General features: G+C 54.1%; 16 protein-coding genes. 9 read left to right on the top strand and 7 right to left on the bottom strand.

Annotated features, from left to right (window positions below):
• Window positions 1-153: 153 nt before the first annotated feature.
• Window positions 154-1,725: an ABC-F family ATP-binding cassette domain-containing protein gene (locus tag ACE99V_RS09270; RefSeq protein WP_400490795.1), complete on the top strand. Its 1,572-nt coding sequence runs from the start codon at window positions 154-156 to the stop codon at window positions 1,723-1,725.
• A 106-nt stretch (window positions 1,726-1,831) separates the two neighbouring features.
• Here the strand turns inward: ACE99V_RS09270 and ACE99V_RS09265 are convergent, their stop codons facing one another.
• A complete protein-coding gene (locus ACE99V_RS09265) occupies window positions 1,832-2,878 on the bottom strand; it encodes a phosphodiester glycosidase family protein (RefSeq protein WP_400490794.1) in 1,047 nt (348 codons plus the stop codon).
• Window positions 2,879-2,994: 116 nt separating this feature from the next.
• Between ACE99V_RS09265 and ACE99V_RS09260 the strand changes: the two genes are divergently transcribed.
• From ACE99V_RS09260 to ACE99V_RS09250, 3 genes are all read left to right on the top strand, one after another.
• Complete coding sequence (locus ACE99V_RS09260; protein ID WP_400490793.1) at window positions 2,995-3,138, top strand: hypothetical protein; 144 nt, start codon at window positions 2,995-2,997, stop codon at window positions 3,136-3,138.
• A gap of 105 nt (window positions 3,139-3,243) precedes the next feature.
• Window positions 3,244-4,440 carry a DEAD/DEAH box helicase gene (locus ACE99V_RS09255; RefSeq protein ID WP_400490792.1) on the top strand — a complete coding sequence of 399 codons (1,197 nt, stop codon included), beginning with the start codon at window positions 3,244-3,246 and terminating at the stop codon, window positions 4,438-4,440.
• 40 nt (window positions 4,441-4,480) lie between these two features.
• Window positions 4,481-4,636 (top strand): hypothetical protein, encoded by a 156-nt coding sequence (locus ACE99V_RS09250; RefSeq protein WP_400490791.1) that lies wholly within the window; start codon window positions 4,481-4,483, stop codon window positions 4,634-4,636.
• A 22-nt stretch (window positions 4,637-4,658) separates the two neighbouring features.
• Here the strand turns inward: ACE99V_RS09250 and ACE99V_RS09245 are convergent, their stop codons facing one another.
• Window positions 4,659-5,498 (bottom strand): serine/threonine protein kinase, encoded by an 840-nt coding sequence (locus tag ACE99V_RS09245; protein ID WP_400490790.1) that lies wholly within the window; start codon window positions 5,496-5,498, stop codon window positions 4,659-4,661.
• A 112-nt stretch (window positions 5,499-5,610) separates the two neighbouring features.
• Between ACE99V_RS09245 and ACE99V_RS09240 the strand changes: the two genes are divergently transcribed.
• Genes ACE99V_RS09240 through ACE99V_RS09230 form a run of 3 tightly spaced genes read left to right on the top strand, consistent with a single transcriptional unit; the run spans window position 5,611 to window position 7,750 of the window.
• Window positions 5,611-6,717, top strand: coding sequence for a DUF3900 domain-containing protein (locus ACE99V_RS09240; protein WP_400490789.1), 1,107 nt, complete (start codon window positions 5,611-5,613; stop codon window positions 6,715-6,717).
• Window positions 6,718-6,741: 24 nt separating this feature from the next.
• A complete protein-coding gene (locus ACE99V_RS09235; protein WP_400490788.1) occupies window positions 6,742-7,578 on the top strand; it encodes a DUF1444 family protein in 837 nt (278 codons plus the stop codon).
• 4 nt (window positions 7,579-7,582) lie between these two features.
• Window positions 7,583-7,750, top strand: a complete 168-nt coding sequence (locus ACE99V_RS09230; RefSeq protein WP_400490787.1) for a hypothetical protein — start codon at window positions 7,583-7,585, stop codon at window positions 7,748-7,750.
• A 23-nt stretch (window positions 7,751-7,773) separates the two neighbouring features.
• Here the strand turns inward: ACE99V_RS09230 and ACE99V_RS09225 are convergent, their stop codons facing one another.
• The 3 genes from ACE99V_RS09225 to ACE99V_RS09215 all read right to left on the bottom strand — a co-directional run bounded on the left by ACE99V_RS09225 (window position 7,774) and on the right by ACE99V_RS09215 (window position 10,011).
• Complete coding sequence (locus ACE99V_RS09225; protein WP_400490786.1) at window positions 7,774-8,700, bottom strand: prenyltransferase/squalene oxidase repeat-containing protein; 927 nt, start codon at window positions 8,698-8,700, stop codon at window positions 7,774-7,776.
• A gap of 22 nt (window positions 8,701-8,722) precedes the next feature.
• The gene (locus ACE99V_RS09220) at window positions 8,723-9,766 is read right to left on the bottom strand and encodes a DUF2515 family protein (protein ID WP_400490785.1); all 1,044 of its coding nucleotides are present in this window, start codon (window positions 9,764-9,766) and stop codon (window positions 8,723-8,725) included.
• Window positions 9,767-9,870: 104 nt separating this feature from the next.
• Window positions 9,871-10,011 carry a hypothetical protein gene (locus tag ACE99V_RS09215; protein WP_400490783.1) on the bottom strand — a complete coding sequence of 47 codons (141 nt, stop codon included), beginning with the start codon at window positions 10,009-10,011 and terminating at the stop codon, window positions 9,871-9,873.
• Between the two features lie 79 nt (window positions 10,012-10,090).
• Between ACE99V_RS09215 and ACE99V_RS09210 the strand changes: the two genes are divergently transcribed.
• Complete coding sequence (locus ACE99V_RS09210; RefSeq protein ID WP_400490782.1) at window positions 10,091-10,411, top strand: iron-sulfur cluster biosynthesis family protein; 321 nt, start codon at window positions 10,091-10,093, stop codon at window positions 10,409-10,411.
• A 6-nt stretch (window positions 10,412-10,417) separates the two neighbouring features.
• Here ACE99V_RS09210 and ACE99V_RS09205 read toward each other — a convergent pair whose 3' ends face one another.
• Window positions 10,418-10,867 carry a DUF441 domain-containing protein gene (locus tag ACE99V_RS09205; protein WP_400490781.1) on the bottom strand — a complete coding sequence of 150 codons (450 nt, stop codon included), beginning with the start codon at window positions 10,865-10,867 and terminating at the stop codon, window positions 10,418-10,420.
• 1 nt (window position 10,868) lies between these two features.
• Window positions 10,869-11,177, bottom strand: coding sequence for a DUF1811 family protein (locus ACE99V_RS09200; RefSeq protein WP_400490780.1), 309 nt, complete (start codon window positions 11,175-11,177; stop codon window positions 10,869-10,871).
• Window positions 11,178-11,282: 105 nt separating this feature from the next.
• Between ACE99V_RS09200 and ACE99V_RS09195 the strand changes: the two genes are divergently transcribed.
• Window positions 11,283-12,047 (top strand): SDR family NAD(P)-dependent oxidoreductase, encoded by a 765-nt coding sequence (locus tag ACE99V_RS09195; RefSeq protein WP_400490779.1) that lies wholly within the window; start codon window positions 11,283-11,285, stop codon window positions 12,045-12,047.
• The last annotated feature ends 251 nt before the right edge of the window (window positions 12,048-12,298 follow it).

Here is a 12,298-nt window from a genome sequence, read left to right as displayed (position 1 = left end):
CAATGTGATTATCTCCTGTCCCATGGTGACATTTTCATAGAACAGTTACACAGTGACAATATCACAGAACAATAACAGCTTTTTTTGAAAGGGTTGAGCTCTGAGGCACGCATCCGTTAAAATGGAGGGTATGCACAGACAGGGAGGATATACATGAGTGTATTAATTGTAGAGGATCTCGCGCACGGATTCGGTGACCGCATATTGTTTCGCGACGTCTCGTTCCGCCTGCAGCCCGGTGAACGGGTAGGGTTGGTCGGAGCCAACGGGACAGGCAAATCTACCATGATGGGGATTCTGACCGGACAGTTGATCCCGGATCACGGCCGAATCGAATGGATGCCGAAAGTGCAGTACGGCTATCTCGATCAGCACACCAAGCTGCAGCCGGGTAAAACCATCCGCGACGTGTTAAAGGATGCTTTTTTACCGCTACTGGAGCTGGAAGCGGAGAATATGCAGATTGCAGAAAGGATGGCGGATGCCACTCCTGAAGAGCTTGAGGAGCTGCTGGAGCGCATGGGGGAAATCCAGGACCGCCTGGATGCGAGCGGCTTTTACCTCATCGACGCCAAAGTGGAGGAGATTGCAAACGCCCTCGGTTTAAGCGCGATCGGTCTGGATCGGGACGTGTCCTCTCTCTCCGGCGGACAGCGCACCAAAGTGCTGCTGGCCAAGCTCCTGTTGGAAAAGCCGACTGTATTGCTTTTGGACGAGCCGACGAACTATCTTGACGATGAGCATATCAGCTGGCTGAAAAATTACCTGAAGGAGTATCCATACGCCTTCATCCTTATTTCCCACGACACGTCGTTCATGAACGAAGTCGTGAATGTGATTTACCACCTGGAATTTACCAAATTGACGCGATATACAGGCAACTATGAATCGTTCCTGGCACAAGCGGAAATGAAGCGCTCCCAGCACTTCGACGCCTACGAGAAACAGCAGGAAGAGATTGCCCGGATGGAAGACTTCATCGCCCGAAACAAGGCGCGTGCGTCTACAACCGGCCGTGCGAAAAGCCGCCAGAAACAGCTGGACAGGATGGAACGGATTGACAAACCGGAGACGGCCCCCAAACCGACCTTTATTTTTAAGGAAGCACGAGCCAGCAGCCGCTTTGTTTTCGAGGCGGAAAACCTGGAAATCGGCTACACCCACCCGCTGATGCCCAAGCTGACCGTCAGCCTGGAGCGCGGCGACAAGGTGGCCGTCGTGGGGATGAACGGTGTGGGGAAATCCACCCTGTTAAAGACCATCCTGGGCCTGATCCCGCCGCTCAGCGGCAAGCTGGAACGGGGCGATTTCCTCTATCCTGCATACTTCGAGCAGGAGGTAAAGGCCAAACCGATTACGGCACTGGAAGAAGTGTGGAACGAGTTCCCGCATCTGAACAACCATGAAGTGCGGGGCGCCTTGGCCCGCTGCGGCTTGAAAAACGAGCACATCAACCGCTCCATGACCGCATTGTCCGGTGGAGAGCAGGCAAAAGTTCGTCTCTGCAAACTGCTGCAGCGCGAGAGCAACTGGCTGGTGTTTGACGAACCGACCAACCACCTGGATGTGGTGGCAAAGGAAGAGCTGAAGCGTGCCCTGAAGGAGTTTAAGGGTACGGTGCTGCTCGTCTGCCATGAACCGGAGTTTTATGAGGATTGGGTTACGAAGATATGGAACGTGGAAGAATGGAGCCTTGCGCAGAACAAGGCAGCCATTCGCGTATAAGGAAGGAAAACAGGCAGGCCCAAAAAGCCTGCCTGATTTTTTATTCACGTGCGTTTCTCATGCGAATCATCGAGTTATGGAGTGAAGAAGGAAGCAGCCTGCCTCCTTAGTAGACAGCCCAGGCGTTGGGCAGAAAGCGTCCGCGGTAGTACGGGCAGGAGGTTTTGGTAATCGCTTCGCCGTTGTGCAGCATCATGGAGCTGGAGCCGCCATCCATGGCCATCGCCGTGACGACCCCTCTTGACTCCAGCAGCTCGGCAACGTCGTTCATACTGGCCCCGATGGAGTGGCCGGGTTGCCGTCCGTCTATAACCAGGAAGACGATGGTGCCGTCCGCTTTTTGCCCGACAGCTGTCCGGGGCTGTATGCCCCAGCTCTTGGCGGGACGGTTGGCAAACAGGTTTTTCCCGTTGACGATCAACTGCGGCCTGAAGCTCATGGCGTCGCGTACTCCCATCTTCACCAGCTCCTGCGCAGAGTAGCTGCCTGTCACCAACTTGCCGTCATACGTTATCCCCAGTGCGGTTTCGCCTGTCTTCGGATTGTACGATTGCAGGATGTTTCCGTTCGAAATGACTACGCCGTACGCTTTTGCTCCTTTGCCGTAGCCGTCCGGATCATAAAAGCCGCTGGCATTGACGATGCCAATCGCATTGTGCTTTTTTGCAAACTCGTCCAGAAGGTCGCCCCGGTCCTTGCGCTTGGTCACCACCAGGTGAACGCGATTGGGGTCGCTGATGTACATCAGCTTTCCTTTGAAATAGTAGCTTCCTTTGTCTACCTCAATTTCTTCAATTTCTACCAGCTCCCTCGGTTTTACCGGAATGGATGCAAGTACCGGTTTGGCATCGACCCGTTCGGGAGCGGGAGAATTGACGACAATGGGCTGCCGAATTTCTTTCTTCAGCTCGTCCAGTTTTTCTTTGGGGAGAAGCGTATAGGGCGCCCAGTAATCGTGCTGTGTCGTCAAAAGTGTCCCTGCGGCCCATTCGCGAAGTTCGAAACCCTTTTGTGTTCCGAAAAGGAAGACGGCTCCGGCGGCTGCCGTCGTCATCATGATCAAAAACGCAGAGAGGAATAATTTCTGGAAGAATCGGGACGGTCTTTTTCTTCGTTCCTTCCGTAAGGTATTGCGGCGTGATACAGTTGGCATGATTTTCCTTCCATTTCCTTCTATTTTTATCTACTGTTTTGACGAATGAAGATCAAAAAAGTTTCAGAATGAAGGGAGGAAGGGTACGGGAAGAATAGCAGCAGGAGGTGAGGAACGTGCGCGGATTTGACAAGGAGTTTCAAGATCAGGTGGAAGAGTACCGGCAGAACCCACCCGGAACGCATAATCAGCGGACGGAAAAGGATCGGCACGACAAGATGGAAAAACGGGAGACCCGTCTTGATTCAAACAACCGGTAAGGCTTGCAGCAGGCGAAGTCCGCAGGCGGATTTCGCCTCTTCCTGTTCCCCGCAAAACGTGCTAAGCTAACCTGTACGAGTCTTTTGTTTGCGAGGAGGTTTCATGTGAGTACGACGTTTGCAGAATTGCAGCTGAGCGAACCGCTCTTGCAAGTGTTGAGCGAAAGGGGAATGAAAAAACCGACCCCTGTCCAGGCTGAAGCCATACCCGCCATTCTGTCGGGAAAGGACGCGCTGGTGGAATCCCCCACTGGAACGGGAAAAACACTTGCGTATCTGCTCCCGCTGTTGAGCAGATGGGATGCGGCGAGCAAGGAGCTGCAGGTGTTGATTCTGGCTCCAACGCATGAGTTGGTCATGCAGATTGCCCGCGAGGCGGAAACCCTTTTGGCCAAGACGGGCGGATCGGTTGTCCCGATCATCGGGGGAGTGGACCCGAAGCGGCAGCTGGAACGGCTCAAAAAACATCCGTCCGTGATCGCTGCGACACCGGGACGCTTGCTGGAACTGATCGAACAGCGAAAAGTAAAAATACATACCGTAAAGACGGTCGTCATTGACGAAGCGGACCGCATGCTGGATCAAGGTTTCTTCGGACCTGTGCAAGAGGTTTTGAAGCGTACCATGCGCGATACCCAGAGGCTCTTTTTCTCCGCCACATTGCCGCAAGCGATTGTAGGCATGGTGGAGCCCTTGGTGCACCAGCCAGTTGTGATACGTGCAAAGGCTCCTGAAAACGGTCACGGCGTCATGCACTTTTATATGGTGAGCGAAGATCGCAAAAAAGTGGACACGCTCCGCCGACTGCTGCGCCTGGTGAACGCCAAGGCGTCGATTGTGTTTGTAAACGAAATCGAGAGGGTGGACGAGATTGTCTCCAAGCTGAAATACCATCACCTGGAGTGCCGTCTGCTTCACCGCGACGCCAGCAAGGAGGAGCGGGCGCTTACCCTGCAGCAGTTTCGGGCTGGTAAATTCCCCGTCCTGATCACCACCGACATCGCCGCACGCGGCATCGACATTCAGGGGGTGGAATGCGTCGTCCATTTCGATCCCGCAGCAGATGCCGACGCGTATGTGCATCGCAGCGGCAGAACCGGTCGCATGGGAGCTGCCGGATTGGTTTTCTCCATCATAACGCCGCAGGAGCGGTTTATCATACGCAAATTTGCCAAGCAAACAGGCATTTCCATTGAAGAAAAGGCGATGTCCCACGGGACACTGGTGGATCCTCAGGAACTGCGCCGTCCCAAGCCCGGTACGAAACCCATACATAAGAAAAGCCGCTTTGGAACAAAGTAGGACAAGAAGTGACAAAAATCCATGTCCACAGGAGGTTCCTATGCGGAAGGATCGATTGTACGAAGAGGATTTGCTGGTGAACGGCCGCGTGGGGGGCGAACACCTCTCCCAGCAGGAGAGGCAAACCCTCCGGCGTGAAGCGTCTGAACGAAAGGAGAAAATGGAGGCCGCGAAGCAGCAGCCCATTCAGGAATAAAAGACAGCAGTGAAAGAGCAGCTCAACCCGCGGGTGAACTGCTCTTTGTTGTCTCTATGTAGCGGTTCAACTCGTCCAGCCACTCCTGTGCACGGTTGTAGGGCGTGTCGATCTGCAGCAAGCGGCGCAGCATTTGGCGGATGGCTGGAGTCAGGGTCAGCTCTTCTTCCCAGCTGCGCTCCGGCTGATCCGGTTCGGCCACGTAGCCGGAATAGAGCAAAAACAAAAAGAAGTGACCGAGCGCATAAAGATCGCTTGCCGGCTCCACTTGCCGCTTCAACTGCTTTTCTTCCGGATAGTACGCAATCTCCTTGCCGGAATAGGTAGGGGAGTCACCGATGAAACGAGCCAGGCCGAAGTCAATCAGATGGGGCTGACCGTCGTTCCAGATGACGTTGGGGATTCGCACGTCGCGGTGAATGATCTTGCGTTCGTGCAGGTACACGACAAGCTCTCCCACTTGCTTGATCAGCGAAGCGGCCTCGGCCTCCTCGATCGACATCTGACGATCAAACAGCAGCTCTTCCAGTGTTGGTCCTTCGATGTAGGACATCACTAAAAACGAATCGTTGCGATAGCGGAACGTTTCCCGCCACCGGGGCATCCGCGGATGATTGAGGGCAGCCAGCACCTTCTGTTCATACTGCTGCAAGACTTCTCCTTTGGGCGTGCGACGCAAGCTGGGCCGCACCTGCTTCAGCACGCACAGTTGACCGGTAGGCTGATGCACCGCTTTGTAGGCAATCCCGTAGCTCCCCATTCCGAGCACGGCTTGTAGGGAATAGTCGTGCAGGATTTTCCCCGGTTTATAGGGTTTGTCCAGCACGGCTCTCCTCCACCAGGTTTTGATATTCTGCCACATGGCAGCACCTCCTGTATCATTATCATACCATTTTTTTAAAAAGGTCTGACCAGATTCCTGTCGCTCTGCTATAATCAACTCGTTACACGACAGACAGGAGCAGGAATGAACGATGAATTTTTTGATTGAGTGGGTTTCGTTTTACCTGATTGAGCAGAGCGATGGAGAAGCTGGCACCAAACAGGTACGCATGAGCAAACACCTGTCTTCCGATGAGTATCAGGGCAGCGAACTGCGTCAGTTTCTCGACGGGGAATTTACGCGGATTGCAAAGCGCAAAGCAGAGATCAACCCCAAAAGCGAGGGCAGCCCCACCAAACTGGGTCGATTCGTGCTGGAGGAAGGACATTCGCTGGACTCCAATCCCAATTACGCCCTGCTGCACCGTCTGCTGGCCGCCTCCACAAAGGAAGAAAGCAAACAGCCTTGCCAGGAGCTCGTTCAATTGTATCTTCGGACGTCGCAGGTGCGAGGCGGCGTTTTGCTGATTGTCAAGACCAGGCTGGAGTCGCTTGACGACCGGTACCTGTTTATTCTAAAGTGCGATTTCGAACAGAAAACGGCTGTCATCACTGACGAACGCAGCCTGATTGCCAACGTACAGATGGCCATCAACGCGAAAAACATGAAGTCGCTCATGTATCCGCACATGGTGGAACCGGGTATGAACGATTGGTATCACGTCAAAATCCACCAGTTTTCCCATGCCCGCTACTTTGAGGAATTTTTGCGCTTTATCGAATATCCGCAGACGGTTTCCCAGATCGTTTCCCAGGAAGTGCTGTCGCTGGCCAAACAGCATATCGAATACATCTATCCGGAGGCGACCGAGGAGCGGATGCGCGAAGAAGAGCAGATTGAGCTGATCGCATCCAGTCCGAAGCGGGAACTGTCGGAAAAGTGGGAGCACGAAACAGTGATGGAAGCCATGCAGATCATCACCGACCGCCAGCCAGACGTGGAGCTGAAGTTCAAGCTGGATCACATGCAGATCCGCACACTCCTCGCCGACTACGGGAACCAGCTGCACATCGCCAAGGTGAACGGGCGTTACATCGTTCTTTTGGAAGGGGAGTTCCTGCAGTTTGAGCGGGGGGTATCTCCGGTGGAGTTCGTCAAGCCGAAGCAGTTGCAGGACATCGTTCGGGAATTGGAAGAGCGGAGCAAAACTGCGGCCAGATCGGACAGCACCGACCCGGATGACAGCCCGCCATGGTAAAAGCAGAGGGAAGCAGGAGGAGTTATGTCGGACGCAATGCGTACATCCATACAACGGCGAGTCATTGAGCTTTTGAGGCGCCGACTGCCGGCAGGCTGGACCTGTCAGGCGGAAGGAGAAGGCCTGCTGATCAGCCGCAATCAGGGAGAGGAGTTGCTGAAGAAGCAAATCTCCCTGGCATCTCTGTATACCCGGATTGAGCGAAATCCAGAGGAACGCAGAGAGGCACTTTACGCGTTTGTCTCTCAGGTAGCGGCCTTGATTCGCGGGCAAAGTGCAGACCGTCAACTGACCGGACAAGAGGCGAACATATACCCTGTCATTCGCCATGCCAGTCAGGCGAAGGGAGCCAACTGGATTGCCAGGCAGCATACGGAAGAAACGGTGGTGGCTTACGCGCTTGATCATGGGGACGGCTATTCCCTGATCGACGGGGAGATGCTCCGCGATGCGGGGTGGTCGGACGAGAAACTGCACCGATGCGCGATGGATAATTTAGATCGGCTGCCGTATTCCATCAAAACCCAATACATAGGGGAACATGCGATCCACTTCATCAGCCCGACGGACGGATATGCGGCCAGCCGGGTCTTGCTCCAGCCGCTGCTCGACGAGATGGACAGAACCAAAACTGGAAACTCGCTTGGCGTTGCGGTTCCCCATCAGGATGTTCTGATCCTGGCCGACTTGCACGACGACAATGGAGCGCAGCTGCTGGCTCGTTTGACCTTTGACTTTGCCAGCAAAGGTCCGACGCCGATCTGTCCGCTGCCCTTCTTTTACGAACAAGGGGAGCTTATCCCGTTTCTCGTCGTGCAGCACGGGGACGCAACGAAACGGAAAAAGAAAGGAGAGCCATAGCAAGATGCTGACGAAACAGGAAAAAGAGCTGTTGGAGGAGTGCATGGACGAGCTGTACGATGAGTACGCAAGCTATCGCAAGTCGCTGAAAAAAGACGAGCAGCTGAGCGCCACGTACCAGCTGTTCTTAAGTATCGTGAAAAAGCTGGGGCTGCGACCGCCGAAGGGATAACCGCAAAACAGCGACGGCAAAGATCACGTCATCAGGACCAGCTGCAAAAACCGGCCCGCCTCGTGAATCAGCCAGTATGGCCGGCGCGGGCCATGTATGTACAAACGGGCTGCCGTCTGCAGCATTCGTTCCACCCGACGCTGATCGTTCATCAACCGGGCGCACTCTCCCATCAGCATCCACGGGTAAACATCGCCGGTCTGGAAGGAATCAAAATAGGGGAAGGACGTTTGGATGCGGAAGTAAAGGTGCTCGGCAATCTCCGGGTCTGACAGACCGTAGACAATGGGAAACGCCTGCGATGTGACGTCCGGGTACCATTTGCGCCAGGTCAGATAGGTTCGGTCGTAGACGGCGTAGGTTCGGCGCCAGCTGCTGTACATGGAAGCGATCCCCGCCCGGCATGCGTTCGCTCGCCGTTGGGCCTCTAGCGCCTCTTCCTCTACCCCCAATGCCTGAAACAGATAATGAGCGTCCTCCAAACCTTGCCATACCTCGCAATTGTCCATCAAATACTTGACCCGCCAGGAATGTTTTGCCCACGTCAGACCGTCCCTTTGTTGAAGCAGAGCCATCGCGTGAAAGACGGCGATCAGTTCCGTCTTCCATGGGGCGATCCACTCCGTATTCTCTGAATGTCTCACCACCTCCGCAAGCAGGCTGAACAATGTCGCGTGATAGCTGTCCTCACTGTCTGCCGTACCCGTGTCTACTTCCTTCCCTTCTTCCAGACGAAAGTCGTTTACATAGCCTCGTGTGTTTACGTGCTGCAAGTACCAGTTGACATGCCGTTTAACCGGTTCCCATTCACCAAGCTTCACGAGTGCAAGCAGAGCCAGGTTGGTAAAGTACGGATTGATCTGAGGACGCTCGGGTCCCAACCGAAATGTACCGCTTGGCAATTGGCAGCGGAGCAGGTAGTTCCTTTGACTTTCCACCCATTCATTCATCGCCGTACGTCACCTCCATTTTCTAGGTGAGTCTTGTGACCACCTTCATTCCCAACTCCACCATATTGAGAGAGGATGCGTAATCGTTCGTATCGATTGCCGACAGGGAGGCGCTTTCTTCCAGTTCTTCCGTCCAGTTTTCATCGCGGAACCAATCGTCCCCGTCCGCAGGAGGATGCTCGACGTCTTTCCAGGCGGAGGAAAGCACCGGACTATACAGCTTTGGACGGGAAGCGATGAGTTCTGTTCCGTTGATTCGCTCCCGGTACTTCTTTTCTTCAGGGAAGGGTTTTACCGGAGAAAACAGGTGCGGCCAGTAATCGGCTCGTGACCCGGTGTGAGGGATGCGAAAAGCCCAGTCCCGAATGTTGCGCAGTCTTCTGGAATCACCAAACAGCAACTGGTACAGGGTTTTACCGATGGCGATGCGCTGATGTACCGATGAAAAATGGTGGACGGCGACACCGATGACGCTTAACCGCTTGTCCGTTGGATGCTTTTGATAGGGGAACAAAACCTGATTCAAGGAGAGCACGGATTGAGCAAGAAACTGAAATGTGGAAAGCACGTTCTCGCGAAAAAACGGCTGTTGGACGACGCGCTGATGGATATACTGCTGCTCGTTGATGATCAGGGCACGCGTCAAAAGCACACGTTCCTGTCGCTGCAGGAAATCCTGCCAAATCGGAATCATGAAGCGGGAGACCCCCATCATCGGAAGCAGCCGGGTCAAATCGGTGCGGCTGCGCTTCATCTCCTCGTAAAGCAACAGCTGTGGATAGGCATCGTGGAAAATGAGCCAGTTGCTTCGCTCCAAAAACAGGAAAAAGGCTTTGATTTCGTCTTGATTCATGATGCGGGGGAGCCAGTCACCGCGAAGATCCGTCATGTTCCAGCCGCCGTTGCGGGAGACGAGATGCGCAAGAAACGCCCAATGCAGCTCGGGATGGCGCCGGTAGATGTCCAGATAGGCCATCGTCCGGGTTACGTTGTTGCGATTGGCTGTGGCAGTCCTTCTGCGAATATCAGCTGCGAGCGATTGATCGGGGGGGATGACGGATGGCATGGTGGCAAGTCGCTCCTTGTTTATTCGAATGGATTGTGCGGATGTCCGAAAAAACCATTGCAGGCGAAGAAAAAAGCAGGTCGGTTGCGTGACCCGCTTCTTTGTTATCCAATCATTTCGAGTACGAGCAGTCTCATCAGAAGCCTTTCTTTCGCTTCCTCCCATGTTTCCCCAATCTGGACGACTCGTTCCGACTGGTATTCGGCTTCGGCTATAAAAATTCCATTGTGTTCGTAGATGTGCATGTTGACCTTCCTTTCCTTGCAACCCTTTCAAACATTGTATGCTATAGTGAGAAAGTTGATGCATGAAAGGAGTAGGAACATGAAGATACACATCACGGAAGCGGCGAGTACAAAACTGGCTTCGCTGACGACGGGGACAGGCAGGCTGCTGCGCGTCAACGGTGAGCTGGTCGGCGGTTGTGGAATGAATGTGGAATACTCCCTGGTATGGGATGATCGCCATCCGCAGGACACCGTGTTCGAGAGCAGCGGTTTCGACATCCTGGTCGATCCGGAAACGGAAGGATATATCGGATCTGACCACCTGACGATTGACTACCGGGAAAACCAGGGATTTCGATTGGTTACTCCGCAGCAAATCCTAGCCTACGCCCTGCACCTCAAGGATCGTTGGGCATAAGGGATATTATTTGGGCAAAAATTGCAGGACAAATGCCAGTATCCCTGCGGCGATCAGCGGTCCTACGGGCACTCCGCGGAAAAACGTGACACCGATGATGGTGCCGATCAAAAGGCCGGTGACCACCAGCGGGTTTTGGCTCATCAAGGAGGCGCCGCGTCCGCCGAGGTAGGCGACGAACATGCCAATCAACACGGCCAGGATCGACTGCCAGTGGGTAAACGTCTTCCAGATCGTCTCCGGACCTATTTTGCCGCTGGCCAGAGGAGAGAGCACCCCGATCGTCAACACGATAATACCCAACTGCAGGCCGTACTGTTCCAATACGGGAAACGCCCGTTCAAAGTGAACGAGGCGAAGCAGCAGCAGGACGGTGACGGCGATCGAGATGGTCGGGTTGTTGCCGATAATGCCGAGTGTCAAAAAAGCAAGCAAGACGAGATTGATGATATCCATTCTAGTCCCATTCCTCCAGCATGCCGACGGGAAACCCGATTGCCTCCGTTGAATCGGGAAAACGTCCCCAGGCAAACACTCCGTTGAAATATTCAATGGTAAACGGCTGGTCGTGTTCATACACGCGGTACTGTTTCCCGATGCGAAACCCGTCCGTGCCGAGGTAGTATGACTTGGCCATGAAAAACTTTTGCTGCAGGATGGCGAATTGGGTTTCGTCTCCTGCTTTCTTTTTCTCTTCCGCCTGCTGCCGCAGACGCTCCATTTCCTCCTGAAGTTCGGCAAGTGTCATTTGGCTTAATAAACGCATCGAAAAAAACCTCCCTTTTATCGAACCTATTGTAACAGGAAAGAGGGAGATTGGCGATGCGGAACGAATCAGTAATCGACGTTAAAAAGAAAGGAAGAGTTGTCAATGCATCGATTTGATTTGACCGGCAAAACGGCCATCGTTACCGGAGCGGGAAGGGGAATCGGCAAAGCACTGGCCCTCGGACTCGCGGAAGCGGGCGCACAGGTTGCCGCCGTATCTCGCACCTACGCACAGTTGGAGGAGCTGACAGCTGAAATTGAGCAGAGCGGGGGAAGGGCACTTGCGATCGAAGCTGACTTGACCGAGCCGGGTGCCGCGGAAAAAGTGGTGGAAGCCACCGTGCAAGGGCTGGGAGGATTGCACATTCTGGTGAACAACGCGGGCATGAACGTTCGCAAAAAAGCTCTGGACGTAACGGAAGAAGATTGGAATCGGGTCGTTGATCTCGATTTGAAGGCGACCTTTTTCATGAGTCAGGCAGCAGGACGCATCATGTGCGAGCAAAAGTACGGGCGCATCGTCAACATTGCCTCGGTGGCCGGGTTGGTTGCGCTCCGCACGGGAGTAGCCTACGGAGCAAGCAAGGCCGGGGTGGTTCACATGACACGGGTACTTGCTTTGGAATGGAGCAAATTCGGAGTTAACGTCAATGCGATCGCGCCCTGGTATTTCCGCACCCCGTTGACGGAAGCCCTGCTGGATGATCCGGTGTTTTTGCAGGAAGTGCTCAGCCGTACTCCAAGCGGCCGCATTGGAGACTTGGAAGATCTAATCGGTCCAACCATTTTTCTGGCATCGGATGCGGCTGCGTACATTTCGGGACAGACCATCGCCGTGGACGGAGGCATGTCGGTTTACGGATTTTAATTGCAAGAAAACCCAGCCGACACCAGAAAGGGACCCGAATGCTTTCCGAGTGGCTGTATTGGATGTCCAGATTTATAACCTATCGATCAAAAAAAGGGGGCTATCCCTTAGCCGTATTCACGGCTTTTGGGACAGCCCCAATTGTTTGGGGGCGATTGAGAAAAAGGCCGATCCGGACAACCAGGTTCATTTCGCTCTCACCCGAAATGAGCCCGGCAGCTGATGTCTCATTCGCAATAGGCATAATTAGA

The organism is Brevibacillus soli (assembly GCF_044759095.2).
GTDB lineage: Bacteria > Bacillota > Bacilli > Brevibacillales > Brevibacillaceae > JBIYSM02.
Note: the sequence above shows the minus strand (reverse complement) of the source record. Positions and strands in the feature narration are given on the sequence as shown.

Bases quoted from the DNA above. Each gene is read 5' to 3' on its own strand.
- ACE99V_RS09200 (WP_400490780.1), bottom strand. From the start codon at position 11,177: ATGCGTTTATTAAGCCAAATGACACTTGCCGAACTTCAGGAGGAAATG.
- ACE99V_RS09265 (WP_400490794.1), bottom strand. From the start codon at position 2,878: ATGCCAACTGTATCACGCCGCAATACCTTACGGAAGGAACGAAGAAAA.
- ACE99V_RS09205 (WP_400490781.1), bottom strand. From the start codon at position 10,867: ATGGATATCATCAATCTCGTCTTGCTTGCTTTTTTGACACTCGGCATT.
- ACE99V_RS09270 (WP_400490795.1), top strand. From the start codon at position 154: ATGAGTGTATTAATTGTAGAGGATCTCGCGCACGGATTCGGTGACCGC.
- ACE99V_RS09220 (WP_400490785.1), bottom strand. From the start codon at position 9,766: ATGCCATCCGTCATCCCCCCCGATCAATCGCTCGCAGCTGATATTCGC.
- ACE99V_RS09210 (WP_400490782.1), top strand. From the start codon at position 10,091: ATGAAGATACACATCACGGAAGCGGCGAGTACAAAACTGGCTTCGCTG.
- ACE99V_RS09245 (WP_400490790.1), bottom strand. From the start codon at position 5,498: ATGTGGCAGAATATCAAAACCTGGTGGAGGAGAGCCGTGCTGGACAAA.
- ACE99V_RS09230 (WP_400490787.1), top strand. From the start codon at position 7,583: ATGCTGACGAAACAGGAAAAAGAGCTGTTGGAGGAGTGCATGGACGAG.
- ACE99V_RS09215 (WP_400490783.1), bottom strand. From the start codon at position 10,011: ATGCACATCTACGAACACAATGGAATTTTTATAGCCGAAGCCGAATAC.
- ACE99V_RS09240 (WP_400490789.1), top strand. From the start codon at position 5,611: ATGAATTTTTTGATTGAGTGGGTTTCGTTTTACCTGATTGAGCAGAGC.
- ACE99V_RS09225 (WP_400490786.1), bottom strand. From the start codon at position 8,700: ATGAATGAATGGGTGGAAAGTCAAAGGAACTACCTGCTCCGCTGCCAA.
- ACE99V_RS09235 (WP_400490788.1), top strand. From the start codon at position 6,742: ATGTCGGACGCAATGCGTACATCCATACAACGGCGAGTCATTGAGCTT.
- ACE99V_RS09250 (WP_400490791.1), top strand. From the start codon at position 4,481: ATGCGGAAGGATCGATTGTACGAAGAGGATTTGCTGGTGAACGGCCGC.
- ACE99V_RS09195 (WP_400490779.1), top strand. From the start codon at position 11,283: ATGCATCGATTTGATTTGACCGGCAAAACGGCCATCGTTACCGGAGCG.